Raw genomic sequence first — 23,173 nt, 5'->3', positions numbered from 1 at the left:
CTCAGACCATTTTCCAGTTGATGGTTTCACCGGCGTTGAGCGGCACCACCTGCTGGTCGGCCAGCGGCAGCGTGGCCGGCAGTTCCCACGCTTCGCGCTTGAGGGTGATGGTGCCCATGTTGCGCGGCAGGCCGTAGAAGGCCGGACCGTTGAAGCTGGCGAACGCCTCCAGCTTGTCGAGCGCGCCGGCGCGCTCGAACGCTTCCGCATACAGTTCCATCGCGTGCAGGGCCGTGTAGCAGCCGGCGCAGCCGCAGGCCGCTTCCTTGGCGCCCTGCGCGTGCGGCGCCGAGTCGGTGCCCAGGAAGAAGCGCTCGTCGCCGCTGGTGGCGGCCGTCATCAGCGCCAGGCGGTGCTCCTCGCGCTTGAGCACGGGCAGGCAGTAGTAGTGCGGACGGATGCCGCCCTTGAAGATCTCGTTGCGGTTGTAGAGCAGGTGGTGGGCCGTGATGGTGGCGGCAATGGGGCCGTCCGCCTCGGCCACGTACTGGGCCGCGTCCTTGGTGGTGATGTGCTCGAACACGATGTTCAGGGCCGGGAAGTCGCGGCGCAGCGGGCGCATCACGCGCTCGATGAACACGGCCTCGCGGTCGAACAGGTCGATGTCGGGGTCCGTCACCTCGCCGTGGACCAGGAAGGGCATGCCCACCTCCTGCATCATTTCCAGCGTCTTGTAGCAGTTGCGCAGGTCGGTCACGCCGGCGTCGGAATTGGTGGTGGCGCCGGCCGGGTACAGCTTGACGGCATGGATGAAGCCACTGTCCTGGGCGCGCACGATCTCGTCGGGCGGGGTGTTGTTGGTCAGGTAGAGCGTCATCAGCGGCTCGAAATCCATCCCCTGCGGCAGCGCGGCCAGGATGCGCTCGCGGTAGGCCAGCGCCATGGCCGTGGTGGTGACGGGCGGCTTCAGGTTGGGCATGACGATGGCGCGGCCGAACTGGCGCGCGCTGTGCGGCAGCACGCTGGCCAGGGTGGCGCCGTCGCGCAGGTGCAAATGCCAGTCGTCTGGACGGGTGATGGTCAGGCTCTGGGGGATGTGTTCGAAATCGGACATGGCGGCGGACTCTCAAATTGCGGATCCCGCCATTTTAACTGGTCACGGCGGCGCACGCCCGGTTGCGGGGTCACGGTTGGCATATCCGCCAGAAGATGAAATTATTGCAACCACCTGGGGACGCAATCGGCCCTAGCGGATAATCGCCACCCGCCGCTGCAACCGCCGGGCCGCCCACGACAGCAAACAGCACAACACGAAATACACCACCGCCACGAACGTGTACATTTCCACCAGCCGTCCGTCGCGCTGGGCCACCTTGCTGGCGGCGCCGACGAAATCGGGCACCGACAGCACGTACACCAGCGACACGTCCTGGAACAGCACGATGGTCTGGGTCAGCAGCACCGGCAGCATGTTGCGGAACGCCTGCGGCAGCACGATGTGCCACATGGTGCGTCCATAACCCAGCCCCAGCGCCTGCGCCGCCAGCACCTGCCCGCGCGGGATCGCCTGTATCCCGCCGCGCATGATCTCGCAGTAGTAGGCGGCCTGGAACAAGGTGAACGTGATCAGCGCCGACCAGAACGTACCCACCTTGACCGGCTCGTCCGCCCCGATCAGCCACGCCGCCACGTACGGCACCAGGAAGTAGAACCAGAAGATCACCAGCACCAGCGGCACGGCCCGCACCAGATTGACATAGCCGGCCGCCGCCAGCGCCAGCGGCCGGCGCCGCGACATGCGCCCCAGCGCCAGCAGCGTGCCCAGTACCACGCCGCCCAGCATGGCCAGCACCGTCAGCTCCAGCGTGAACGCCATCCCCACCTGGAACAGGTAGACCCAGGAACGGGCGATGACGTCGAAGTCGAATTGGGCGAACATGGTCAGTGCCTTCCCAAGCTGCCCGGCAGCGCCAGCCGCCGTTCCAGCCAGTGCATGGCGGCGATCACGACCAGGTTGGCCAGCACGTAGATGGCGGTGGCGGCGGAAAACGCTTCGAACACCTGGAACGAGAATTCCTGGATGGCGCGCGCGCTGGCCGTCAGTTCCATCAGCCCGATGGTGAGCGCCACCGAACTGTTCTTGATGATGTTGAGGAATTCACTGGTCAGCGGCGGCAGCACGATGCGCAGCGCCAGCGGCAGCAGCACGTAACGGTAGGCCTGCGGCAGGCGCAGCCCCAGCGCCAGCGCGGCCAGCCGCTGGCCGCCGGACAACGCTTCGATGCCGGCCGTGACCTGCACCGCCACGCGCGCCGAGGTGAAAAAGCCCAGGCACACGACGGCCGTGATGAACGGCGCGTTGGGCAGCGCCTTGAGCCAGTCGCCCGCCGCCTGCGGCAGCAGTTCCGGCATCACGAAGAACCACAGGAACATCTGCACCAGCAGCGGCACGTTGCGGAACAGCTCCACGTAGGCCGTGCCCAGCCGCCGCAGCCACGGCGAAGGCAGCGTGCGCAGCGTGCCCACGGCCAGCCCCAGCGCCAGCGCCATCAGCCAGCCGCACAGCGAGGTGGCCAGCGTCCAACCCAGGCCCGACAGCAGCGTGTCCCAGTAGGTATGGACGCCGTCGGGCGACAGCTCGCCGAAGATGGCCCAGTTCCAGTGGTAGTGCATGTCACTTCCTGCGGCTGGCCGCCTTCTGCGCGGCCGGCACCTCGGCATAGGCGGCCGGATCGGGCGAGTCGGTCGGCTTGGCGATCACCGCCTTCAGCTGCGGCGGCATGGGGAAGTTCAGGTTGATGTTCTTGGGCGGGATGGGGCTGAGGAACCACTTGTTATAGATCTTGACGAAATCGTCGGACTGGTAGAGCCGCGTGAGCGCCGCGTCCACCACCTGCTTGAAGGCCGGGTCGTCGCGCCGCAGCATGATGCCGTACGGTTCCACCGACAGCGCCTCCTTGGTGATCTCGTATTCGCCCGGATTGCGCGAGGTGGCCACCTGGCTGGCCAGCAGGATGTCGTCGTTGGCCTCAGCCACGGCGCGCCCCGTCTCCAGCATCAGGAACGATTCGGGATGGTCTTTGCCCACCACGATGGTCATGCCCAGCTGCTGCTCGTTGTTCAGGATCGTCATCTGCTTGAGGGTGGTGGTGCCGGCCGTGGCCACCAGCGTCTTGCCCTTCATGTCGGCCAGGCTGCGGATGTGCGACGACTTCTTGGCCAGCAGGCGGTTGGCGATCACGAACATGGTCGGCGCAAAAGCGACCTGCTTCTGGCGCTCGGCGTTGTTGGTGGTGGAGCCGCATTCGAGGTCGATGGTGCCGTTGGCCATCAGCGGGATGCGGTTGGCCGCCGTGACGGGGTTCATCTGCACCTTCAGCCCCGTCATGCCCAGCTGCTTCTGCACCGCCACCACCACCTTCATGCACAGGTCGACGGAATAGCCCTGGTACTGCTGCTTGTCGTCCAGGTAGGAGAACGGGATGGAACCGTCCCGCACGCCCAGCGTGATGGTGCCGGTGCGCTTGATCTTGGCCAGCGTGCCGCCGGCCTCCTCGGCGCCGGCATGCGCCGCCAGCAGCAGGCCCGCCATGCAGGCCAGGGAGATGAACAGGGTTTTGCGTACGCTACTCGAACCAGCCATGATTCCTCCTTCATCAGAAAAAATCCAACCATTACGAACGGTACCGCGCATTTCTCCAGCTAGTGGACTAGTGGACTAGTGGATGATACGCGCCAGGAAGTCACGCGCCCGCTCGGAACGGGGCGCGCCAAAGAATTCGTCCTTGCCGCAGTCCTCGAGGATGCGGCCGTGGTCCATGAACACCACACGGTTCGCCACCCGTTTGGCGAAGCCCATCTCGTGGGTCACCACCATCATGGTCATGCCATCCTGCGCCAGGCCCACCATCACGTCCAGCACTTCGTTGATCATTTCCGGGTCCAGCGCCGACGTGGGCTCGTCGAACAGCATCGCTATCGGGTCCATCGAGAGGGCGCGGGCGATGGCCACGCGCTGCTGCTGGCCGCCCGACAGCTGGTTCGGGAACTTGTCCTGCTGCGCCAGCAGGCCCACGCGGTCCAGGTACTTCAGGCCACGGACCGTGGCTTCGTCCAGGCTGCGGCCCAGCACCCTGGTCTGGCCCAGCGTCAGGTTGTCGCGCACTGATAAATGGGGGAACAGCTCGAAATTCTGGAACACCATGCCGATCCGCGCCCGCAGCGCCGGCAGGTCGGTGCCGGGCGCGCCGACGGACACGCCGTCCACCGTCACCGTCCCCTGCTGGAACGGCTCCAGCCCGTTGACGGTCTTGATCAGGGTCGACTTGCCGGAACCGGACGGTCCGCAGATGACCATCACATCGCCCTTGGCCACGCTGGTGCTGCAATCGGTGAGCACCTGGAACTGGCCGTACCACTTGCTGAGGTTTTCGATCGCTATCATGTGCTTTCCGTCGCCAGAGCGCCCCTGGCGCTGCCCCGAACGGGCGTCGGCGCGCGCTTGACAGCACCCTTGGCCACAAGGATACTGCGGGACTTGCCCATAGTTTCATCAGTTTACAAGACTGGTTCGCGCGATCTTCCGCCATCGCCGCGGCCATTTGACGCTATTGTGCACGAGATCGCGCGGCGACAGCGACCCTGTTGCAGCGCCGGCCACGCCAGAGAGACACTACCACAGGAACTCAAAAATATGAAAAAACAAAGCCGATTGACCACCTACATCCTCGTCGGACTGGTGCTGGGCATCTTCGCCGGCTACCTGGCCAACCTCAATCTGGCCGATCCGGCCGGATTCGCCGACATCATGTCGCTGGTTACGACCCTGTTCCTGCGCCTGATCAAGATGATCATCGCGCCGCTGGTCTTCTCCACCCTGGTGGTGGGTATCGCCCGCATGGGCGACGCCGGCGAAGTGGGTCGCATCGGCATCAAGACGCTGGGCTGGTTCTTCATCGCCTCGCTCATTTCGCTGACCCTGGGCCTGATCCTGGTGAACCTGTTCCGCCCCGGCGACGCGCTGCTCGGCCACCTGCCGGCCACCACGGCCGCCACCGGCATCACCGCCTCCGGCCTCACGCTGAAGGAGTTCGTCACCCACCTGGTGCCGGCCTCCATCATCGAAGGCATGGGCAAGAACGAGATCCTGCAGATCGTGATCTTCTCGCTGTTCTTCGGTTCGGCCGCCGCCGCCGTGGGCGAGAAATCGGCGCCCATGGTCGACGCGCTCGACGGCGTGGCCCACGTGATGCTGAAAGTGACGGCCTACGTGATGCGCTTCGCGCCGTTCGCCGTGTTCGCGGCCGTGGCCGGCGTGATCGCCAAGAGCGGCCTGGGCGTGCTCAAGACCTACGGCGTGTTCATGTCCGAATTCTATTTCGGCATCGCGCTGCTGTGGGCGCTGCTGATCGCCATCGGCTTCCTGTTCCTCGGCAAGCGCGTCGGCGGCCTGATGGCCGAGATGCGCGGCCCGGCCCTGCTGGCCTTCTCCACCGCGTCGAGCGAAGCGGCCTACCCGAAGACGCTGGAAGGCCTGGAGCGCTTCGGCGTGCGTAACCGCATCGCCGCCTTCGTGCTGCCGATCGGCTACTCGTTCAACCTGGACGGCTCGATGATGTACTGCACCTTCGCCACCGTGTTCATCGCCCAGGCCTACGGCATCGAGATGTCGCTGGGCCAGCAGATGACGATGATGATGGTGCTGATGCTGACCTCCAAAGGCATGGCCGGCGTCCCGCGCGCCTCGCTGGTGGTGATCGCCGCCACGCTGGGCCAGTTCAACATTCCGGAAGCGGGCCTGGTGCTGCTGATCGGTATCGACCACTTCCTGGACATGGCCCGTTCCGCCACCAACGTGATCGGCAACAGCATCGCCACCGCCGTCGTGGCCAAGTGGGAAGGCGAACTGGTCGACCCGATCCGCCGCGACCTGGCCGACGCGCCGCTGCCATAAAACAGGCGCCGCTACCCAACAAAAAGGCTTCCCGAGGGAAGCCTTTTTTCATGGTCGCCGCCGTCAGCGCCGTTGGCGCCGTTAGGGCGCCGTTAGGGTCTGACCCTCGGGTCAGACCCTGGTTTACTGTTTCGGCACCGGCTCAGGACTGCTCGGCCACCATCCGGTCCGCGTCCGGGCCGGGGCTGGCCGGCGACGCCAGATCCTCGTCGGCGCGCGCCTGCTGGCGCAGCCACATCTGCGCATACAAGCCGTCGGCCGCCAGCAGCGAATGATGGGTGCCGCGCTCCACGATGCGGCCATGGTCGAGCACCAGGATCTGCTCGGCGTCGGCCACGGTCGACAGGCGGTGCGCGATCACCAGCGTGGTGCGGCTGCGCGCGATCTCCTTCAACTGCGCCTGGATCGCCTGCTCGGCCTTGGAGTCCAGCGCCGACGTGGCCTCGTCGAAGATCAGGATGGCCGGATTCTTGAGCAGCGTGCGGGCGATGGCCACGCGCTGCTTCTCGCCGCCCGACAGTTTGAGCCCGCGCTCGCCCACCATCGAGCCATAGCCATCGGGCAGGCTTTCGATGAAGTCGTGGATCGACGCCGCCTTGGCCGCCGCCACGATCTGCTCCTTGGTGGCGCCCGGTTTGCCGTAGGCGATGTTGTATTCGATGGTGTCGTTGAACAGCACCGTATCCTGCGGCACGATGCCGATCGCGTGGCGCAGCGAATCCTGCGTCACGGCGCGCACGTCCTGGCCGTCGATGGTGATGCTGCCGCCGTTGACTTCATAGAAGCGGAACAGCAGCCGCGACAAGGTGGACTTGCCCGATCCGCTGTGTCCCACCACGGCCGTGGTGGTGCCGGGCGCGATCGTGAAATCGACATCGAACAGTATCTTGCGCTTGGCCTCGTAGCTGAAATCGACGTGCTGGAAACGCACCTCGGCGCCATGCGTGCGCAGCGGCCTCGCGTCCGGCGCGTCGGCCACTTCACGGTGCTCGTCGAGCAGCGAGAACAGGCGCTCCATGTCGGCCAGGCTTTGCTTGATCTCGCGGTAGATCACGCCCAGGAAGTTGAGCGGGATGTAAAGCTGGATCATGAACGAGTTGACCAGCACCAGGTCGCCCAGCGTCATGGTGCCGGCGATCACGCCGGCCGTGGCGCGCCACAGGATCAGCGTGACGGCGCTGGCGATGATCAGCGACTGCCCCGTGTTGAGCAGCGACAGCGACGTTTGCGATTTGACGGCGGCCGACTCGAAGCGCTGCAGGCCCTCGTCGTAGCGGCGCGCCTCGTAATCCTCGTTACCGAAGTATTTGACCGTCTCGTAGTTGATCAGCGAATCGATGGCCTTGGTGTTGGCCTTGGAGTCGAGGTCGTTCATGGTGCGGCGGAAGTGGGTGCGCCAGTCCGTCACGAACACGGTGAAGGCGATGTAGAGCACCAGCGCGCAGACGGTGATGACGGAGAACCAGATGTCGTAGTGCGTGACGAGGTAGCCGAGCACCAGCGTGATCTCCACCAGCGTGGGCAGGATGTTGAACAGCGTGTACGAAATCAGCGAACCGACGCCGCGCGTGCCGCGCTCGATGTCGCGCGTCATGCCGCCCGTCTGGCGGTTCAGGTGGAAACGCAGCGACAGCGAATGCAGGTGGCGGAACACCTTGAGCGCGATGGTGCGCACGGCCCGCTGCGTGACGCGCGCGAACAGGAATTCGCGCAGCTCCGTGAACAGCGTGGTGGACACGCGCAGCACACCGTAGGCCAGCAGCGCGCCCAGCGGCAGCACCAGCAGCGCCTGCGGATGATGGGGATCGATGCTGAGCGCATCGATCAGGCGCTTCATCACCAGCGGCACGCCGACGTTGGCCAGCTTCGCGCCCACCAGGCACAGCAGCGCCAGCAGCACGCGCCACTTGTAGACCCACAGGTAGGGCAGCAGGGTTTTCAAGGTGGCCAGGTCGCTGCGGGAGGCGGCACGGGCGTCCGGCGCGGGACCGGAGGAGGATGGGGGATGGCGGCGCATGGCAAAGGTCAGCTTTTTATGGTTCAATCTAAACCATTGTAGCCCTTCACGAGATTTTGCGATGACCACCCCTGAAAACACGACACCCTACCCCGAGCACCGCGGCCTGCCCGCCGGCCGCATGCCGGAACTGCGCATGATGCCGGCGCCGTCCGATGCCAACGTCTACGGCGACGTGTTCGGGGGCTGGATCATGTCCCAGGTCGACATCGCCGGTTCGCTGCCGGCCACGCGCCGCGCCAATGGCCGCGTGGCCACCATCTCCGTCAATTCCTTCGTGTTCAAGAACCCCGTGTTCGTGGGCGACCTGCTGTCGTTTTATGCCGACATCGTCAAGGTCGGTAACACCTCGATCACCGTCAACGTGGAAGTGTATGCCGAGCGCAACCGCCTGCAGGCGTGCACCGTCAAGGTGACGGAAGCCACGCTGACCTATGTGGCCACCGATTCGGACCGCAAGCCGCGCAAGGTGCCGCCGCTCGAAACGCTGCTGGTGTAAGGCGCGCCGGCGCATGAGCACGGCGCGCCGCGACTTCCTCGCATTCAGCGCGCGCCTGGCCGCGGCGGGCGCCACTGTCACCGGCGGCACCGCCGCCGGACAGCCCAACGCCCCCTACCCGTTCACGCTGGGCGTGGCCTCCGGTTCGCCGCTGCCGGACGCGGTGGTGATCTGGACCCGCATCCTGTTCGATCCCCTCAACGCGGCCGCCATGCCGCCGCTGGCCTACGCCGTGCGGTGGGAGATGGCCGCCGACGAAGGCTTCCGCCGCGTCGTCGCGCGCGGCACGGCCAGCGCCATTCCCGCGCTCGCGCACAGCGTGCACGTGGACGTGACGGGCCTGTCGCCCGACCGCTGGTACTGGTACCGCTTCCTGCTGGGCGAAGCCGTCAGCGCCGTGGGCCGCACCCGCACGGCGCCCGCGCCGGACACCATGCCGGACCGCCTCAAGCTGGCCGTGGCCTCGTGCCAGCACTGGGAATTCGGCAGCTACGCGGCGCACCGCCACATCGCCGCCGCCGCGCCCGACCTGGTGGCCTTCCTGGGCGACTACATCTACGAATGGGGCCCCTACCAGCTGCACCATCCGCTGGCGGCCACGCGCACAGCCGAGAGCTTCACGCTGGCCGAGTACCGCGCCCGCTACGCCCAGTACAAGACCGATCCCGACCTGCAGGCGGCGCACGTGGCCGCACCGTGGATCGTCACCTGGGACGATCACGAGGTGGCCAACGACTACGCGAACGACCATGACGAGCGCCTCGATCCGCGTTTCGCCGAACGGCGTGCGGCCGCCTACCAGGCCTTTTATGAGCACATGCCGCTGCGTTTGCCGATGCCCGCCAACATCCCGCCCGGCGGCTTCGGCCAGCTGCGCATGTACCAGCGCTACGATTGGGGGCGGCTGGCCCGTTTCCATGTGCTGGACGATCGCCAGTACCGTGCCTACCCGGCCTGCCTGCCGCCGGGCCGGGGCGGCTCCAGCTCGGTCTACCTACGCGACTGCCCGGCCCTGCGCGATCCGTCGCGCACCATGCTGGGCGGGCAGCAGCAGGCGTGGCTGGAGCAGGGCTTGCAATCGTCGCGCGCGCGCTGGAACGTGCTGGCCCAGCAGACGCTGATGGCGCAGAACAGCCAGGTGCCGCTGCGCACGGGACAGGATGGGCGTTTCTGGACCGATGGCTGGGATGGTTATCCGATGGCGCGCCAGCGCCTGTACGACGCGCTGCGCGCCAGCCATGCGGCCAATCCGCTGGTGCTGTCGGGCGATGTGCACAGCTTCTTCGCCGCCGAGTTGCGCCGCGATCCGCTGCGACCCGTCTCGGCGGCCAATCCCATCCTGGCCACCGAGTTCTGCGGCACCTCCGTCACCTCGCCCTCGCGCCCGCAGGCGCGCACGGCGCAGTACGTGGCCATGAACCGGGAACTGAAATTCGGCCGCAGCGACCTGCGTGGCTACATGCTGCTCACGCTCGCGCCGGATGACTGCACGGTGCTGTTCCAGGCGCTCGACGACGTGCATGATGCCGCGTCCGGCGTGCGCACGCTGGCCCGCTTCCGGGTAGCGAATGGCAAGCCGGGACTGGCGCCAGGCTAGGCTTGCATCGCTGTCAAGGCGGCTTATACTGGGTAAAGCAATCTCGCAGGAGGCCGGTCATGTTGAAGGTGAAGGAAGACGAGCTCGCGCAGGCGTTCGAGGTCTGGCTGCAGCGCGCACTCACGCGGCCACTCGTGATCGAGCCGGCCGCCGGCGATGCGGTGGTCATGCTGTCGCTGGCGGAATTCGAGCGGCTGCAGGAGGTGGACGACGAACACTGGGCCGCCTGCGCCCGCCGCGCCAACACGGAAGGTTATCTCGACCACGACCACGAAGTGCGCCAGCGCCTGGCCGAAGCCATGCGCGCCCGCTGCCTGAGCCGCGTGCGGGAGAACACCGCCGCCTGAGGCCGGCCCCGGCCGCGCAAAAAAAATCGCCCGGCTTGGCGGGCGATCTTCTGTGGCGAGTATGGGGGCGTAACATGCGCGCCCCCCACTCCAGGCGGCGTGCGTCAGGCCGCCTGCTTCTCGTCGCGCAGCTGGCGGCGCAGGATCTTGCCCACGTTGGTCTTGGGCAGCTCGTCGCGGAACTCGATGTATTTCGGCTTCTTGTAGGCCGTCAGTTCATGCTTGCAGTAGTCCTGCAGCTGATCGGCGGTCAGGTTCGGGTCTTTGCGCACCACGAACAGTTTGACGGCTTCGCCCGAGTTCTTGTCCGGCACGCCGATGCACGCCACCTCCAGCACGCCCGGATGGGCCGCCACCACGCCTTCGATCTCGTTCGGATACACGTTGAAGCCCGACACCAGGATCATGTCCTTCTTGCGGTCGACGATGCGGGTGTAGCCGCGCTCGTCCATGATGCCCACGTCGCCGGTCTTGAAGAAGCCGTCCGGCGTCATCGACTTGGCCGTCTCGTCGTCGCGCTGCCAGTAGCCGGCCATCACCTGCGGGCCGCGGATGGCGATCTCGCCGGGCTGGCCGAATGGCAGTGCATTGCCATCGTCGTCCAGGATCTGGATTTCCGTCGACGGGATCGGCAGGCCGATGGTGCCCGTGAACTCCTTGATGTCGACCCGGTTGGCGGTGGCCACGGGCGAGGTTTCCGACATGCCGTAGCCTTCGATGATCGGGGTGCCCGTCAGCTTCAGCCAGCGGTCGGCCACGGCTTGCTGCACGGCCATGCCGCCGCCGTTGCAGATCTTGTAGGACGAGAAGTCGAGCTTGGCGAAGTCGGGGTTGTTGAGCAGCGCGTTGTACAGCGTGTTCACGGCCGGGAACACGGCGACCTTGTACTTGGCCAGTTCCTTGACGAAGCCGGGAATGTCGCGCGGATTCGGGATCAGCAGGTTCATGCCGCCCAGACGCATGCCCATGAAGCCGCTGATGGTCAGCGAATAGATGTGGTACAGCGGCAGCGCGCACACGAACACCAGCTGTTCCTTTTGCGGCGGCAGCTGCAGCCACGCCTCGTTCTGCAGCACGTTGGCCACCACGTTACGGTGCAGCAGCACGGCGCCCTTGGACACGCCCGTGGTGCCGCCCGTGTATTGCAGGAAGGCGATGTCGTCGTGGCCTTGCTTGACGGGCTTGAGCTTCAGGCGCGCGCCCTCGGCCAGCACCTGCTTGAAGCTGATGGCCTTGGGCAGCGAATACGCCGGCACCATCTTCTTGACCTTGCGCACCACGAAGTTGACCAGCATGCCTTTCAGGCCGCCCAGCAGGTCGCCCATGCTGCCCACGATCACGTGCTTGACCTTGGTGTTGGCCACCACCTGCTGCACCGTGGTGGCGAAGTTTTCCAGCACGATGATGGCTTCGGCGCCCGAGTCGTTCAGCTGGTGTTGCAGTTCGCGCGGCGTGTACAGCGGGTTGACGTTGACCACCGTGTAGCCGGCGCGCAGGACGGCGGCCATGGCCACCGGATATTGCAGCACGTTCGGCAGCATGATGGCCACGCGCGCGCCCTGCTTCAGACCCTTGCTTTGCAGCCAGGCGCCCATGGCGGCGGACAGGCGGTCCAGCTCGCCGTAGGTGAGGAACTTGTCCATGCAAACGTAGGCGTTGCGGTCGGAGAACTTGCGGAATGCCTCCTCCAGGATGTGGGTGACCGAGCGGTATTGCGTGATATCGATGTCCGCCGGCACGCCTTGGGGGTAGGACTTCAGCCAAATCTTTTCCATCTATTGCCTCATTATCAGGTTAACGGCGCCAGCGCCAAGTTCGTTTTCTATGGTTTTAAAAACAGTAAGGCCGGCAAGCCACCACGCTTGCCGGCCGCATCTCCGCTACCGCTAGGCCGCCTGCTTGACGGCCGCTTGCGGTTCGTCGCGCAGCGCGCGCCGCAAAATCTTGCCGACATTGGTCTTGGGCAGCTCGTCGCGGAACTCGATGTATTTCGGTTTCTTGTAGCCCGTGAATTGCTCCTTGCAATAGGCCATCAGCTGGTCCACGGTCAGGTTCGGATCCTTGCGCACCACGAACACCTTGACGGCCTCGCCCGAGTGCTCGTCCGGCACGCCCACGCACGCGCATTCGAGCACGCCGGGGTGGGCCGCGATCACGCCTTCCAGTTCATTCGGGTACACATTGAAGCCGGACACCAGGATCATGTCCTTCTTGCGGTCGACGATCTTCACGTAGCCGCGCTCGTCCATCACGCCCACGTCGCCGGTCTTGAAGTAGCCGTCCGGTGTCATTACCTTGGCCGTCTCGTCCGGACGGTTCCAGTAGCCCACCATCACTTGCGGGCCACGGATGGCGATCTCGCCGGCCTGGCCCAGCGCCACGGGCTGGCCGTCGTCGTCCAGGATGGCCACCTCGGTCGAGGACACGGGCAGGCCGATGGTGCCGGAGAAGGCGGTGCTGTTGGCCGGGTTGCTGGTGGCCAGCGGCGACGTTTCCGACAAGCCGTAGGCTTCCACGATGGACTTGCCGGTGGCCTTCAGCCATTTGTCGTTGACGGCTTGCTGCACCGCCATGCCGCCGCCGTTGGCGACCTTGAGCGCGGAGAAATCGAGATGGGCGAAATCGGGATGGTTGACCAGCGCGTTGTACAGCGTGTTCACGGCCGGCAGCACGTTGATCTTGTACTTGCCCAGTTCCTTGATGAAGCCGGGAATGTCGCGCGGATTGGGGATCAGCAGGTTGAGCGCACCGGCGCGCGCGCCCCACAGCGCGCAGGCCGTCAGCGCGAAGATGTGGTACAGCGGTAAGGCGCACACCACCGTCAGCGCTTCCTGCGACTGGCCGATGGCCGGCGCCGACCACGCCTCGACCTGCAGCACGTTGGCCACCAGGTTGCGGTGCGTGAGCGTGGCGCCCTTGGAGACGCCCGTGGTGCCGCCCGTGTATTGCAGGAATGCCACATCGGACGGTTGCAGTTCTACCGGCGTCAGCTTCATGCGGCCGCCCTGCGACAGCGCATCCTTGAAGCGCACGGCGTTCGGCAGCGAGAACGGCGGCACCATCTTCTTGACGCTGCGCACCACGAAATTGACCAGCATGCCCTTCAGGCCGCCCAGCATTTCGCCCATGCTGGCCACCACGATATGTTTGACAGGCGTCTTGCCCAGCACCTGCTCCAGCGTGTTGGCGAAGTTTTCCAGCACGATGATGGCTTCGCTGCCCGAGTCGCGCAACTGGTGTTCGAGCTCGCGCGGGGTGTACAAAGGATTGACGTTGACCACGGTATAGCCGGCGCGCAGGATGGCGGCCACGGCGATCGGATATTGCAGCACGTTGGGCAGCATGACGGCCGCGCGCGCGCCCGGCTTCATGCCCCGGCTTTGCAACCAGGCGCCCAGGCGCTTGGACAGGGCGTCGATCTCGGCGTAGGTGAGAAATTTGTCCATGCAGACGTAGGCGTTGCGGTCCGCATACTTGTGAAACGATTCTTCCAGCAGTTGCACCAAGGAACGATATTGATTAGGATCAATATCGGCCGGTACACCAGGGGGATACGACTTCAACCAGATTTTCTCCATCCTGTGCCTCTTGTCTCGATTTTATCGTTGTGGGGACCGGCGCACAGGGCCGGGAAGCAGGGTCAGGCGCTCCCCCGGCGCGCGAGCGCCGTGAAAGTACTTGAACCGATGCTATATAAACGAACGCTCGTGCGCAAGCGCTTTTGCGCCGATTGGAGCAAGCCTTCTAAGCGTACCAAAGCGTATCTTTTTGCAAACACTCATGCTGCGGCGCAGCATCACCGCACGGCGCCGGCGCCCGGGACGGGACCGGCGTTGTTCTCCGCGTTGAGCATGGCCGGGCGTCCCAGCCACTGCAAGCGTTGCTGGCGTTGCGCCACCGTCATGTCCGCCAGCGATTGCACCGCAGCATAAAAACGCGGAAAACTCTTTTCCTGCGCCAGCAGTGCGCGGAAACCCGGCAAGTCCTGCTGGTAGGTGGCCACGGCGCTCAGGTGGGCGTTGTTCAGCGGTTCGGCGAACCAGCGGTCGTAGCCGGCGTAACCGCCCCAGCTTTCCTTGAGTTTCAGATAGTCGGCCTTGAGGGCGGCGAAGATGCGCGCCTTCTCCTCGCGCTTGTGGTGGGCGCTCACGTGGCGCGCATAATTGGCGGCCAGCGCCGCGCGGTGCTTGACCAGCAGGGCCAGGAATTGCTCGCGCCGCGCATGGTAGCGGGCATAGCCTTCGCGCATGGCGTCGTTGCCGTACAGGTCCAGCCACAGTTGCACGCCGGCCTCCTCCACCGCCGTGGCGAAGCCCTCGTTGAACTGGCTGTCGCCCTGCACATACACGACCTGGTGGGCCAGTTCGTGGAAGATCATGCGCGCCAGCTCCGCATCGGAATAATTGATGAACGTCGACAGCAGCGGATCGCTGAACCAGCCCAGCGTGGAATAGGCGGGCACGCCGCCCACCTGCACGTCGTCGCCCTCGGCCCGCAGTTCGGCGGCGTAGGCGAACGCGTCCTCCTTGCTGTAGTAGCCACGGTAGCTGACGCAGCCGGCGATGGGGAAGCACCATTTGATGGGCCGCAGCGACAGTTCCGGCGTGGCCACCACGTTCCACAGCACGAACGGCCGCGACAGCGACGCATAGTTTTTGTAGCTGGCGTTGTCGGGCAGGCCCAGGTGGCGCACGGCGAAGCGCCGTATCAGCAACGCTTTTTCCAGCCTGGCCTTCAGTTTGGGATCGGTGCTGGGATCGCCCAGCCAGTCCTCAATCGGGCGCGCGTCCGACCACAGCGCGTACTGGCCCTGGGCGGCCTGGATGTAGTACTTGAACTGGGCGCAACCGGCCAGCATCAGCGCAAGCCCGCTCCCCACCAGCCAATACCTGGCGCGGAAGAAGACGCTGCGAAACTGGCCCATTGCTCACCTTCATGCGGCAACTTTCTCGACTTGTACCAGTGTATCGTAAAACGTGGGGCCCCGGCCCATGTCGGTCAGCGCCTGGCTGGTCACCTCGTTGGCGTTCTTGCCGTCGCTGGCCAGCTTCTTCCACCACACGGACAGGCCCACCACCAGCCCCGGCCGCGCCTTGGCCGTCACGCGCGCCTTGGCCACAAAAGTGCCTCGGTCGTTGAAGATGCGCACCATGTCGCCGTCGGCGATGCCGCGCGCGGCGCAGTCGTCCGGGTGGATGTCGAGGTGGGGCTCGCCTTCGGCCGCCCGCAGACTCTTCACGTTGACGAAGGTGGAATTGAGGAAGTTGCGGGCCGGCGGCGAAATCATGGCCAGCGGATAGCGCGCCGCCAGTTCGGGGTTGCTGCCCGGCGACTCGTACGGGGCGTTGTACGACGGCAGCGGATCGAGGCCGTCGGCGGCCATGGTGGCCGAATAGAATTCGCACTTGCCCGACGGCGTGGGGAAACCACCCTCGGCGAACGGCGCGTCGGGCAGGGCCAGCTTTTGCCAGCCCTTGCGCTTGAGCGACTCCCAGTCGAAGTGGATGGCGCGCGGGCTGTCGCGCCGGAAGGCCTGGGCCGCCAGCTGGTCGTCGCTTTCCTGGAAGCAGGGATCGTCGAAGCCCATGCGGGCCGCCAGCAGGCGGAAGATCTCCGTGTTGGGCTTGGCTTCGCCGACCGGCGCGATGGCCGCGTTGTTGGCCATCATGTACGAGTGGCCATAGGCGGTGTGGACGTCCGCGTGTTCGAGCTGGGTGGTGGCGGGCAGCACGATGTCGGCGTAGTCCGCCGTGTCGGTCTGGAAATGTTCGAGCACGACGGTGAACAGATCCTCGCGCGCGAAGCCGGCCGCCACCTTGGGCGAATCGGGCGCGATGGCCACCGGGTTGGCGTTGTAGACGATCACGGCCTCGACCTGGGGGCCGAACGCGGCCGATGCCGGACGCAGCAGGTCGTCGCCGATGGTGGCCATGTTGATGGTGCGCGGCGCGTTCGGCAGCAAATCGGGCCGCTGCAGGGCCGGCTTGTCGGTGGGGAAGCCGCCGGACGCCGACAATTGCACGCCGCCGGCCGGGTGGCGCCACGCGCCCACCAGCGCCGGCAGGCAGGTGATGTTTCGTACCGACATGCCGCCGCCGCGCACGCGCTGCACGCCATAGTTGAGGCGGATGGCCACCGGCTCGCCGGCCCTGGCCATCTGGCCGTACAGGCGGGCCAGTTCCACCACCTCGTCCACGGTGATGCCGCAGGTGGTGGCCACGCGCTCGGGCGTCCACTCGGCGGCGCGCAGCCTGAGCTCGTCGAAGCCCAGCGTGTGGCGGGCCACGTAATCATGGTCGAGCAAATCTTCCTTGATCAGCACGTGCATCATGCCCAGGGCCAGCGCCGCGTCCGTCCCCGGCATCAGCGCGATGTGCTGGTGGCATTTTTCCGCCGTCAGCGAGCGGTAGGGGTCGATGGCGATCAGCTTGGCGCCGCGCCGCTTGGCTTCCTGGGCCCGGGTCCAGAAATGCAGGTTGGAGGCGATGGGGTTGCCGCCCCAGATCAGGATCAGTTTGGCGTTCTGGAATTGCTCGAGGTCGGTGCCGATGGTGGCGCCCACCGTGTATTTGTAGCCGGTGGCGCCGGCCGAGGCGCAGATCGTGCGGTCCAGCAGCGACGCGCCCAGCTGATGGAAGAAGCGGGCCGACATGGAGTCGCCCTGCACCAGCCCCATGGTGCCGCAATAGCTGTACGGCAAAATCGCTTCGGGCGCGCGCGCGGCGATGCCCTTCAGGCGCCCGGCGATGGTGTCGAGGGCCTCGTCCCAGCTGATGCGCTCGAACTTGCCCTCGCCCTTCTTGCCCACCCGGCGCAGCGGATGCAGCAGGCGATCGGGGTGGTAGGTGCGCTCGGTGTAGCGCGACACCTTGGTGCACAGCACGCCGGCCGTCGGCGGATGGTCGGGATCGCCCTTGACCTCGGTGGCCACGCCATCCTCCACCGTGACCAGCAGGGCACAGGTATCGGGGCAGTCATGCGGGCAGGCGGCGCGGACGTGGGTGATGGTCATCTCGGGTTCCAAAAAGCGTACACTGAAACCGCTATCGTAAACGATTCCGGCGCTGCGCACCTGCCGTCGGGCTGGCGCTGGATTTCCCGCTGTTACAAGGGCTACAATGCCTGATCTCGCAGGCGGCCTCGGCGGTCTGCGACACCCAACACGGAGACAGCAATGAAACTAGTTGAGCCCATCCTGGCGTTTCAATCCGAATTGCAGCAGATCCGGCGCGACCTGCATGCCCATCCCGAGCTGTGCTACGAGGAGCGGCGCACTTCCGACGTGGTGGCGGCCAAGCTGACGGAATGGGGCATCCCCATCCTGCGCGGCATGGGCCAGACCGGCGTGGTCGGCATCATCAAGCATGGCACCTCGCAGCGCGCGGTCGGCCTGCGGGCCGACATGGACGCGCTGCCCATGCAGGAGATCAACACCTTCGCGCACGCCTCGCGCCATCCCGGCAAGATGCACGCCTGCGGCCACGACGGCCACACGGCCATGCTGCTGGGCGCGGCCCGCTACCTGGCCAGCCACCGCAACTTCGACGGCACCGTCTACCTGATCTTCCAGCCGGCCGAGGAAGGCGGCGCCGGCGCGCGCAGCATGATCGCCGACGGCCTGTTCGAGAAGTGCCCGATGGACGCCATCTACGGCATGCACAACTGGCCCGGCGCCCCCACCGGCACGCTGAGCGTGACGGAAGGGCCGATGATGGCATCGAGCAATGAATTCCATGTCACCATCAAGGGCAAGGGCGCGCACGCGGCCCAGCCCCACAACGGCATCGACCCGGTGATGGTGGCGGTGCAGATCGCGCAGAGCTGGCAGACCATCATCACGCGCGAAAAGAGCCCGCTCGACACGGCCGTGCTGTCGATCACCCAGATCCATGCCGGCAGCGCCACCAACGTGATCCCGGACGAGGCGAAGATGGTGGGCACCGTGCGCACCTTCACCACGCCGGTGCTCGATTTGCTGGAAACGCGCATGGGCGAGATCGCCCGCCACACGGCCGCCGCCTTTGGCGCCGAGGTGGATTTCGAGTTCAAGCGCAACTATCCGCCGCTGGTCAACCACGCCCCGGAGACCCGGTTCGCGATCGAAGTGATGAAGGACGTGGCCGGCGCCGACCATGTGAACCCCAACGTGGAACCGACCATGGGCGCGGAAGACTTCGCGTTCTTCCTGCAGGCCAAGCCCGGCTGCTACGTCTTCATCGGCAATGGCGAAGGCGGCCACCGCGACGGCGGCCACGGCCTTGGCCCGTGCGTGCTGCACAACGCCAGCTACGACTTCAACGACGAGCTGCTGCCGATCGGCGCCAGTTTCTGGGTCCGGCTGGCGGAAATGAGCTTGCCGCTGGCGAAGTAAGTCACGGGCGGGGCCGGCGGCGACTCAGGCCAGCTGGTCCGGCGCCGTGCCCACGCGCTGGCCCGGATTCAGCCGTTCCAGTGCCAGCAGCGCGGCCGAATGGTCGGCCTGCGGGTAGACCTGCTCTATCGTTTCGTAGCGCTGCGTGACCAGCTCGGTCACGGGCAGGGTCACGCCGGCCGCCGCTGCGGCCGCCAGGATGTTGCGCTGGTCCTTGATCTGCGTCTTGACCTGGCCGCCGGCGACGAAATTGCGCTCCAGCATGCGCTGGCCATGCACCTCCAAAATCTTGCTCTCGGCAAAGCCGCCCCGGATGGCCGTGCGCACGGCGGCCGGATCGGCGCCGGCCGCCCGGGCCAGCAGCAAGGCCTCGGCCACGATGTTGAGGGTGGCGCCGACGATCAGCTGATTGCACAACTTCGACACCTGGCCGCTGCCGGCCGGCCCCACCAGCGTGGGCCGGCCCATGGCCGCCAGCACCGGCTCGGCCTGGGCGAAATCGTCGGCGCTGCCCCCGGCCATGATGGCCAGCGTGCCGGCCTGGGCGCCGCCCACGCCGCCGGACACGGGCGCGTCGATGAAGCGCCGGCCCTGGGCCGTCAGCAGGGCGTGGAACTGCTGCGCCTCCGACTGGCGCGTCGAGCTCATGTCCACCCACAACGCGTTGGGCGCCAAGGCCGGCATGGCGGCGTCCAGCACCAGCGCCACGGTCGGGCCCGCCTCAAGCATGGAGATGACGAGGTCGGCATCGCGCACGGCCGCATCGAGCTGCGGCACGGGCACGGCGCCGGCCGACGCCAGGGCCTGCGCCTTGCTGTGGGTGCGGTTCCAGACCTTGACGGTATAGCCAGAATTCAACAGCCGGCGTACCATCGGGTCTCCCATCAAGCCGATGCCAAGAAAGGTGATGCGCATGGGGTTACTCACTCCTGAAAAGGTCGATATTGCTATCAAATTAAGAAAAATTTCTCGCTAAAACATTTTATTGGAACCCCGGTACAATCAGGTCAGCCGTATCCATGGGGAGATACAGCTTTTTAATTATTAGGATACTATGTTCGCTAAAAAGTTGATTGCGGCAGCCGCCGCATTGTTGGCCGTGCACGCGGCACAGGCAGCAGATGGTAGTGTGATCGATTCCGTTTCCGTTGACTATGGCAGTGCCGCCAAGGTCCGTATGGTGCGTGTCGGGGTGCAGAAGGATTGGAGCGCGCGCTGGTTCCAGTCCAACGGCAGCCACCTGAGCGGCTACTGGGACGCCAGCTTCGGCTTCTGGCGCGAATACCAGTACCGGAACGTGTCGGGCGCCCATGAAAACCTGACCGACATCGGCTTCACCCCGGTGTTCCGCTGGGAGCATGACAACAAGAAGGGCATCTACTACGAAGGCGGCATCGGTGTGCACCGGCTGTCCGAGCTGTACAACAACGATACCTACCGCTTGTCCACGCTGTTCCAGTTCGGCGACCACATCGGCATCGGCTATGTGCTCGACAACAACTGGGAGATCGGCGCCAAGATCCAGCACTTTTCCAATGGCGGCTATCGCAAGCCGAACACGGGCGTGAACTTCCTGGAGCTGAAAGCGTCGTACCATTTCTGACGATCATTTCCTCCCGAAAAAAAAAGCGCCAGACATGGCGCTTTTTTTATGCGTTGGACTCGGCCACAATTTTCCAGGCCTGGCCTTCCTTGGCCCAATATTGTTTCTTGCGCACGGCGTGGCGGTAGCGGCCCACCACGGTTTCCTGCGTGAAGTTGCTGACGATGATTTCTTCCTTGCTGGGCTCGCGGAAATAGCTGGGATCGCTGACGGTCACGCTGACCTTCTTGGCGCCGGGCAGGAATTGCTGCTTGGCCAGCCAGGTGTCCACGTCCTCGTCGGTGGCGGACTTGAAACGGGCCGAATAGTGCGAGCGCAGACCCGCTTCGTCGCGCCGCTCCACGTCGCGGCGCCAGCTTTCCACCAGGCCGGTGGCCAGCTTGAGGTCCTTCTCCATGACGGCCTTGGTGACGAACTCGACCTGGTCGCCGATCAGCACCGGCGTCTTGCCGATCTCCACCGTGCGGGTCAGCTTGAACAGGTCGTCATTGCTGACCACCACGCAACCGTCCGTGGACAGCGGCGGCCGGCTGAACGTCTCCGGCGGCGTGCCATGCACCCAGATGCCGGAACCGCCGCGGCCGTGCACCTTGTCCCAGTCGTTCGGATAATCGAGCGGCAAGGCGCCCTTGCCATACATGTCGGGCAGCCTCACGCCGGGCAGGCGGCCGACGATGTAATAGACACCGATCGGCGTGCGCATGTCGCCTTCGCGCGATTTATTGATGCCCAGCTTGCCCTGGCTGACATAGAAGTCCGACAAGAGGCGCAACTGGTCATTGCGATTCTCGTACAGGTAGAGGCGGGAATGCTTGGCGTCCACGATCAGCGCGTGGCGCTGATCCTTGCGCATCTGCAGCAACGCGCGCGGCACCAGCGAGGCGGCGGGACGGCCGGGCTGGGCCTGGAAGCGCACGGCCGCCTCGCGCCGCAAGTCGGCCAGCCGGGCTTCCGCCCCCACGGGCACGGCCGCGCCCAGCATGGCGACGGGACGGGTATGCATCAACAGCAAGTCGCCGCGCAGCAGGTGGCCGAGCCGGAAATTCGGGTAGGCCTCGACCAGCGCGTCGGCCTTCTCTTGCGCCGCCCGCAGATTGTTCTCGGCCAGCTCGCGGTAAATATCGGACAGCAGCGCCTCAGGGTCGGCCTTCTGCGCCACCGGCGCATGGCGCGCCTTGACGGGCTTTTTTGCGGCGAAGCTGGTCCCTCCCCCCAACAACCCCATGAGGAGGACGCACAGCACACGACTTGTCCGCCAATCTTGCATAAATCTAAAGTGTGACATCAGCTACCCGAGGACTCCTGCTTGATCTGCCATTTTCCACCATTTTTGATCAGCACGAGCGTTTTCCGGCTACGAGCCGTCAATCGGTCGGATTCATAGGTCTGCCGGAACGTCACTTTCGCCGTATTGCCATGGACATTGACCTCGGGCGTGCCGATCTCCACATGAATACGGCCCTTGCCGGCGATACGCGCGCGGCGCTCCTCGGCCCAGGCCTTGCGCGACATGCCCTTGGGCGGTTCAAACTCGCTGGCGTAATAGCCCAGGTAGCCATCGACGTTCTGCGCCGACCAGGCCTTGGCCCAGCCATGCACCTGTTTCAGCACGGCATCGCTCTCGCTGTTGTCCGGTTTGGATGGTTCCGCCTTGGGAGCCGGCTTGGGCGGTTCCACCTTGGCCAGCACAGGCGCCGGCGCGGGTTTGGCCGGCTCCACTTTCACAGGCGCAGGCTTGGCCGGTTCCACTTTGGCCGGCACAGGGACCGGCGCGGCCACGGACTTGGCAGGCTCAACTTTCGCCAGCACCACGGGCGCCGCCGGTTTGCGCGCCACTGGGACGGGCGCCGGGGCCGGCTTAGGCGGTTCGACTTTTGCCAGCACCGGAGCGGGTGCCGGCTTGGCGGCCACGGCCGCCGGCGGCGTCACCGCCAAAGCCGGAATGCGCTGCGGCGGCATGGACTTGGCCGTATTCGGCGACAATGGCGTAATCAATTGCACAGGTGCGTTGGCGGCCGGATGTGCCGGCCCTGGCGCCGCTTGCGCGACTTGCGGCTCCGGCACCGTCACCTTCGCGCCGGTGCTGCTGGAGAACGTACGCAGCAAGGTCAGCTTGGACTTGGTGGGCGTGTTGTTGGCGCCCAGGGCCAGCGCCTTGTCGTAGGCCTGGCTGGCCATCTTGCCATAGACGTCGCCCAGGTTCTCATAGGCCGTCATGTAGCTGGGATTGGTGCGGATGGCTTTTTCCAGCGCGATGCGCGCCTTGTCATACTGGCCGTTGGCCGCGTACAGGACAGCCAGGTTGTTATAGGGTTCGGGCAAATCGCGATAATCTTCGGTCAGCTTGGTGAAGACGGCAATGGCTTCGTCCGATTTGTTCTGCTCGGTCAGCAATACGCCTTTCATGAAGCGCATTTGCGGATCGGCCGGATGCTTGGCAAGGAACTCATTGGTCTTGACGAGCGCCTCGGCCACCTTGCCCGCACGCAGCAATTTGCTAACGTCCGCCACCTCATCCGCCCACGAGGGCGACGCCCACAACAGTGCAATCACACCGGAATACCCCAGCAACCGGGCGATGGCGCGACGCATGCTCGGGGTGGAAACCTTGTTGTTGCTACTAGTTGGAGCGGTCTTAATTTTCATTGAGGTCGTAGGCTAGCGCGAAAGGGGACATGGTACACCTTCTGTTTCCGCATATCAAAAGTATGCAAGGATACCGATGATTTTAGTAACAGATGCCCAACAACGATGACCAACAAACAGCAGAGACGAAAAAAAACCCCGCCAACATTAAGTCGGCGGGGTTTTCTCATATAACTAGCTTGACGATAACCTACTTTCAC

The 23,173-nt window shown here is 65.4% G+C and carries 19 protein-coding genes; 6 read left to right on the top strand and 13 right to left on the bottom strand.

The window, feature by feature from the left end; translation table 11 throughout:
* Nucleotide 1: 1 nt before the first annotated feature.
* The 5 genes from pyrC to AC1RQG_RS13185 form a co-directional block, all read right to left on the bottom strand.
* Nucleotides 2–1,054 (bottom strand): dihydroorotase, encoded by a 1,053-nt coding sequence (gene pyrC / locus AC1RQG_RS13205; protein ID WP_493131996.1) that lies wholly within the window; start codon nucleotides 1,052–1,054, stop codon nucleotides 2–4.
* Between the two features lie 132 nt (nucleotides 1,055–1,186).
* Entirely contained in the window at nucleotides 1,187–1,879 is a 693-nt protein-coding gene (locus AC1RQG_RS13200) for an amino acid ABC transporter permease (protein ID WP_493131993.1), read from the bottom strand.
* A 2-nt stretch (nucleotides 1,880–1,881) separates the two neighbouring features.
* A complete protein-coding gene (locus tag AC1RQG_RS13195) occupies nucleotides 1,882–2,613 on the bottom strand; it encodes an amino acid ABC transporter permease (protein WP_493131991.1) in 732 nt (243 codons plus the stop codon).
* A gap of 1 nt (nucleotide 2,614) precedes the next feature.
* The gene (locus AC1RQG_RS13190; protein WP_493132522.1) at nucleotides 2,615–3,532 is read right to left on the bottom strand and encodes an amino acid ABC transporter substrate-binding protein; all 918 of its coding nucleotides are present in this window, start codon (nucleotides 3,530–3,532) and stop codon (nucleotides 2,615–2,617) included.
* 126 nt (nucleotides 3,533–3,658) lie between these two features.
* Complete coding sequence (locus AC1RQG_RS13185; protein WP_493131989.1) at nucleotides 3,659–4,384, bottom strand: amino acid ABC transporter ATP-binding protein; 726 nt, start codon at nucleotides 4,382–4,384, stop codon at nucleotides 3,659–3,661.
* Between the two features lie 249 nt (nucleotides 4,385–4,633).
* Here AC1RQG_RS13185 and AC1RQG_RS13180 point away from each other — a divergent pair, with 249 nt between their 5' ends.
* Nucleotides 4,634–5,893 (top strand): dicarboxylate/amino acid:cation symporter, encoded by a 1,260-nt coding sequence (locus AC1RQG_RS13180; RefSeq protein WP_493131987.1) that lies wholly within the window; start codon nucleotides 4,634–4,636, stop codon nucleotides 5,891–5,893.
* 142 nt (nucleotides 5,894–6,035) lie between these two features.
* Here the strand turns inward: AC1RQG_RS13180 and AC1RQG_RS13175 are convergent, their stop codons facing one another.
* A complete protein-coding gene (locus tag AC1RQG_RS13175; protein ID WP_493131985.1) occupies nucleotides 6,036–7,910 on the bottom strand; it encodes an ABCB family ABC transporter ATP-binding protein/permease in 1,875 nt (624 codons plus the stop codon).
* 61 nt (nucleotides 7,911–7,971) lie between these two features.
* On the opposite strand from AC1RQG_RS13175, the gene AC1RQG_RS13170 reads away from it, so the two are divergent.
* From AC1RQG_RS13170 to AC1RQG_RS13160, 3 genes are read left to right on the top strand one after another with little or no spacing between them, the layout of a single operon-like run.
* On the top strand, nucleotides 7,972–8,409 hold the full coding sequence (locus AC1RQG_RS13170) for an acyl-CoA thioesterase (RefSeq protein ID WP_493131983.1): 438 nt from the start codon (nucleotides 7,972–7,974) through the stop codon (nucleotides 8,407–8,409).
* 13 nt (nucleotides 8,410–8,422) lie between these two features.
* Nucleotides 8,423–10,006, top strand: a complete 1,584-nt coding sequence (locus AC1RQG_RS13165) for an alkaline phosphatase D family protein (protein WP_493131981.1) — start codon at nucleotides 8,423–8,425, stop codon at nucleotides 10,004–10,006.
* A gap of 59 nt (nucleotides 10,007–10,065) precedes the next feature.
* The gene (locus AC1RQG_RS13160; protein ID WP_493131979.1) at nucleotides 10,066–10,353 is read left to right on the top strand and encodes a hypothetical protein; all 288 of its coding nucleotides are present in this window, start codon (nucleotides 10,066–10,068) and stop codon (nucleotides 10,351–10,353) included.
* 104 nt (nucleotides 10,354–10,457) lie between these two features.
* Here AC1RQG_RS13160 and AC1RQG_RS13155 read toward each other — a convergent pair whose 3' ends face one another.
* The 4 genes from AC1RQG_RS13155 to AC1RQG_RS13140 form a co-directional block, all read right to left on the bottom strand.
* Nucleotides 10,458–12,128: a long-chain fatty acid--CoA ligase gene (locus AC1RQG_RS13155; protein WP_493131976.1), complete on the bottom strand. Its 1,671-nt coding sequence runs from the start codon at nucleotides 12,126–12,128 to the stop codon at nucleotides 10,458–10,460.
* 111 nt (nucleotides 12,129–12,239) lie between these two features.
* Complete coding sequence (locus AC1RQG_RS13150) at nucleotides 12,240–13,931, bottom strand: long-chain-fatty-acid--CoA ligase (protein ID WP_493131974.1); 1,692 nt, start codon at nucleotides 13,929–13,931, stop codon at nucleotides 12,240–12,242.
* Nucleotides 13,932–14,149: 218 nt separating this feature from the next.
* The gene (locus tag AC1RQG_RS13145; RefSeq protein ID WP_493131972.1) at nucleotides 14,150–15,277 is read right to left on the bottom strand and encodes an aminopeptidase; all 1,128 of its coding nucleotides are present in this window, start codon (nucleotides 15,275–15,277) and stop codon (nucleotides 14,150–14,152) included.
* 9 nt (nucleotides 15,278–15,286) lie between these two features.
* A complete protein-coding gene (locus AC1RQG_RS13140; RefSeq protein WP_493131970.1) occupies nucleotides 15,287–17,365 on the bottom strand; it encodes a molybdopterin-containing oxidoreductase family protein in 2,079 nt (692 codons plus the stop codon).
* Between the two features lie 162 nt (nucleotides 17,366–17,527).
* Here AC1RQG_RS13140 and AC1RQG_RS13135 point away from each other — a divergent pair, with 162 nt between their 5' ends.
* Nucleotides 17,528–18,724, top strand: a complete 1,197-nt coding sequence (locus AC1RQG_RS13135; RefSeq protein WP_493131968.1) for a M20 aminoacylase family protein — start codon at nucleotides 17,528–17,530, stop codon at nucleotides 18,722–18,724.
* 24 nt (nucleotides 18,725–18,748) lie between these two features.
* On the opposite strand, the gene AC1RQG_RS13130 is transcribed toward AC1RQG_RS13135, so the two are convergent.
* Nucleotides 18,749–19,639, bottom strand: coding sequence for an NAD(P)-dependent oxidoreductase (locus AC1RQG_RS13130; protein ID WP_493131966.1), 891 nt, complete (start codon nucleotides 19,637–19,639; stop codon nucleotides 18,749–18,751).
* Between the two features lie 214 nt (nucleotides 19,640–19,853).
* Between AC1RQG_RS13130 and AC1RQG_RS13125 the strand changes: the two genes are divergently transcribed.
* Nucleotides 19,854–20,327: an acyloxyacyl hydrolase gene (locus AC1RQG_RS13125; RefSeq protein WP_493131964.1), complete on the top strand. Its 474-nt coding sequence runs from the start codon at nucleotides 19,854–19,856 to the stop codon at nucleotides 20,325–20,327.
* 46 nt (nucleotides 20,328–20,373) lie between these two features.
* On the opposite strand, the gene AC1RQG_RS13120 is transcribed toward AC1RQG_RS13125, so the two are convergent.
* Complete coding sequence (locus tag AC1RQG_RS13120) at nucleotides 20,374–21,570, bottom strand: L,D-transpeptidase family protein (RefSeq protein WP_493131962.1); 1,197 nt, start codon at nucleotides 21,568–21,570, stop codon at nucleotides 20,374–20,376.
* A 41-nt stretch (nucleotides 21,571–21,611) separates the two neighbouring features.
* Entirely contained in the window at nucleotides 21,612–22,973 is a 1,362-nt protein-coding gene (locus AC1RQG_RS13115; RefSeq protein ID WP_493131960.1) for a L,D-transpeptidase Cds6 family protein, read from the bottom strand.
* Between the last annotated feature and the right edge of the window lie 200 nt (nucleotides 22,974–23,173).

The sequence above is a fragment of the Rugamonas sp. GW822-FHT03B10 genome (assembly GCF_058801745.1).
Note: the sequence above shows the minus strand (reverse complement) of the source record. Positions and strands in the feature narration are given on the sequence as shown.

Coding starts and splice junctions, on each gene's coding strand:
- pyrC (WP_493131996.1), bottom strand. CDS start 1,054: ATGTCCGATTTCGAACACATCCCCCAGAGCCTGACCATCACCCGTCCA.
- AC1RQG_RS13200 (WP_493131993.1), bottom strand. CDS start 1,879: ATGTTCGCCCAATTCGACTTCGACGTCATCGCCCGTTCCTGGGTCTAC.
- AC1RQG_RS13195 (WP_493131991.1), bottom strand. CDS start 2,613: ATGCACTACCACTGGAACTGGGCCATCTTCGGCGAGCTGTCGCCCGAC.
- AC1RQG_RS13190 (WP_493132522.1), bottom strand. CDS start 3,532: ATGGCGGGCCTGCTGCTGGCGGCGCATGCCGGCGCCGAGGAGGCCGGC.
- AC1RQG_RS13185 (WP_493131989.1), bottom strand. CDS start 4,384: ATGATAGCGATCGAAAACCTCAGCAAGTGGTACGGCCAGTTCCAGGTG.
- AC1RQG_RS13180 (WP_493131987.1), top strand. CDS start 4,634: ATGAAAAAACAAAGCCGATTGACCACCTACATCCTCGTCGGACTGGTG.
- AC1RQG_RS13175 (WP_493131985.1), bottom strand. CDS start 7,910: ATGCGCCGCCATCCCCCATCCTCCTCCGGTCCCGCGCCGGACGCCCGT.
- AC1RQG_RS13170 (WP_493131983.1), top strand. CDS start 7,972: ATGACCACCCCTGAAAACACGACACCCTACCCCGAGCACCGCGGCCTG.
- AC1RQG_RS13165 (WP_493131981.1), top strand. CDS start 8,423: ATGAGCACGGCGCGCCGCGACTTCCTCGCATTCAGCGCGCGCCTGGCC.
- AC1RQG_RS13160 (WP_493131979.1), top strand. CDS start 10,066: ATGTTGAAGGTGAAGGAAGACGAGCTCGCGCAGGCGTTCGAGGTCTGG.
- AC1RQG_RS13155 (WP_493131976.1), bottom strand. CDS start 12,128: ATGGAAAAGATTTGGCTGAAGTCCTACCCCCAAGGCGTGCCGGCGGAC.
- AC1RQG_RS13150 (WP_493131974.1), bottom strand. CDS start 13,931: ATGGAGAAAATCTGGTTGAAGTCGTATCCCCCTGGTGTACCGGCCGAT.
- AC1RQG_RS13145 (WP_493131972.1), bottom strand. CDS start 15,277: ATGGGCCAGTTTCGCAGCGTCTTCTTCCGCGCCAGGTATTGGCTGGTG.
- AC1RQG_RS13140 (WP_493131970.1), bottom strand. CDS start 17,365: ATGACCATCACCCACGTCCGCGCCGCCTGCCCGCATGACTGCCCCGAT.
- AC1RQG_RS13135 (WP_493131968.1), top strand. CDS start 17,528: ATGAAACTAGTTGAGCCCATCCTGGCGTTTCAATCCGAATTGCAGCAG.
- AC1RQG_RS13130 (WP_493131966.1), bottom strand. CDS start 19,639: ATGCGCATCACCTTTCTTGGCATCGGCTTGATGGGAGACCCGATGGTA.
- AC1RQG_RS13115 (WP_493131960.1), bottom strand. CDS start 22,973: ATGAAAATTAAGACCGCTCCAACTAGTAGCAACAACAAGGTTTCCACC.